This is a genomic window from Oleiphilus sp. HI0061 (genome assembly GCF_001635675.1).
Genome location: NZ_LWFE01001479.1, coordinates 1 through 1,051, shown reverse-complemented (window position 1 = coordinate 1,051; position 1,051 = coordinate 1). Strand labels below are relative to the sequence as shown.

At 43.8% G+C, this 1,051-nt stretch carries 1 protein-coding gene and 1 pseudogene; both read left to right on the top strand.

Annotated features, from left to right (window positions below):
- Positions 1-308 (top strand): GTP cyclohydrolase I (folE, locus tag A3735_RS23140; RefSeq protein WP_197485995.1); only part of this gene is annotated, 308 nt, incomplete at its 5' end.
- 62 nt (positions 309-370) lie between these two features.
- Positions 371-1,051, top strand: a pseudogene (locus A3735_RS23135) (exoribonuclease R); the annotation flags it as partial.

Sequence of the window (1,051 nt, the reverse complement as noted above, 5' to 3'; positions counted from 1 at the left end):
GCAAGTGCCATATCGCTTATTTGCCAAACGGCAAGGTTTTGGGTCTGTCTAAATTTGCTCGTATTGTCGACATGTATGCGCGACGCTTCCAGATTCAGGAAAACCTCACTCGTCAAGTGGCTGAAACAATCCAGCAAGTGACTGGCGCAAAAGGTGTGGCTGTCATCATTGAGTCAAAACATATGTGTATGATGATGCGCGGTGTTGAAAAACAAAATTCAGTCATGAACACTTCCGTTATGCTGGGCGCTTTCAGACAGTCTCAGGCAACACGTAGTGAATTCCTAACGCTCGCAACCAACTCTTAAGAACATGTCGCTGTGTGTCTAGGATCGATACACAGCACTCTTGCCACCAACAGGTATGATCAATGCTAAAACTCGACTCACTTAATCAACTCAAGCAACTCAAGCAAGATATCAAAGCTAGTCGCAATCTCTGCATTGGGACAGTTAAAGGTTCTGCTTACAAATTTGGTTTTGTGACACTTGATACCAACCGAGACGTTTATCTTCCACCCGATGAAATGGAGCGCGTACTCCCTGGTGATAGAGTAGAAGTTGAAGTCATAAAAGATGCAAAGAACAAAAAGGTCGCTAAATTAGAAAGGCTAATTGAAAGCAACACCCAGTTCTTTTGTGGCAAATACATAGAGAAGGGTAAAGCTGCTTTTGTTGAGCCCGATATCCAAGGCATGTGTCGGTGGTTTTTTATTCCTCCTCAAAAGCGCAAAAAAGCCAAAGCGAAAGACCTGGTTGTCTGCAAGGTTACTCAACATCCTTTTAAGTCAGGGAAAGCACAAGCAAGCATTGTCGAGCTAATTGGTACCGACCAAGATATCGGTATCGAATCATTGTATGCCAGCAAGAAGCACCGCCTGGAAACAAGCTGGAGCAAAGTCGAGCAAGAACAAGCAGATGCGATTTCAGAAGAACAGATAGCAGGTTTAAGCGAAGGGCGTAAAAACTATTGTGAACTTCCCTTTGTTACCATTGACTCGTCTTCTACGAAAGATATAGACGATGCCTTGTATGCAGAAAAAGCTGAGCAA